Here is an 879-nt window from a genome sequence, read left to right on the forward strand (position 1 = left end):
CATGCGATTACTCACACGGTTGAAGCGCTCGCTTTCGATTTCCTGACCACCAAAGATCAGCACTTCTTTATGCCCTTTCAACATCTGTTCCGCGCTGGTCGTCACCTGGCCCATGGTGTTCTGCATATTTTTACTGATATTGCGGAAACGCTTAGAGACCGAACGAATAGCAAATGAAACGATTGGTGCCAGAACGATCAGGATCAGCGACAGCTGCCAGCTGTAGTAAAACATCAAGATAAACAGACCGATAATAGAAGCACCCTCACGCACCACAGTCACCAGGGCACCGGAAGAGGATGAGGCAACCTGTTCAGAATCATAGGTGATGCGCGATAGCAGTGTACCGGTAGACTGCTGGTCGAAGAAGGCGACCGGCATGCCCATCATATGGCTGAACAGGCGGCGGCGCATGCCCATGACCACATTGCCAGACACCCAGGAAATACAGTAGCTGGAAACGTAGCTGGTAACGCCGCGAACGAGCATCAGGCCCATTACGGCAAGCGGCATCCATAGCAGTACGGCGTTGTTCGCTTTACCAAAACCATCATCGAGTAAAGGCTTCAGCAGTGACAGCATGAGTGTATCGCCAGCCGCATTAAGAATCAGTGCGACTGCAGCCACAATCAATCCCGCCTTATATGGCACAATCATTGGCCAGAGTCGACGGAAGGTCTGCCAGGTGGAGAGATCTTTATCCAGATGCATTATTTAACCAGCTTTGAATGAAATAGCCGCTCATTCTACCTGGAATCCCTGACTACGCCAAACCACTGATGATACCAACGGTTCATTATTTGTTCTCTTAACCCCATAAGTTGCCAGTTATCAACAAAAAAATGGGCACTAATCTGCCCCGAAAGGGCTGTATCATGC

1 protein-coding gene is annotated in these 879 nt (G+C 49.8%); it reads right to left on the minus strand.

All coding sequences use genetic code 11. The annotated features are described in order from the left end of the window. Positions 1-711, minus strand: a 711-nt coding sequence (locus tag WH277_RS05260; protein WP_339504828.1) for an ABC transporter transmembrane domain-containing protein, incomplete at its 3' end; no start/stop codon positions are given. Positions 712-879 lie beyond the last annotated feature (168 nt).

It is taken from the genome of Erwinia sp. MYb416, from assembly GCF_037479575.1.
Lineage (GTDB): Bacteria > Pseudomonadota > Gammaproteobacteria > Enterobacterales > Enterobacteriaceae > Erwinia > Erwinia rhapontici.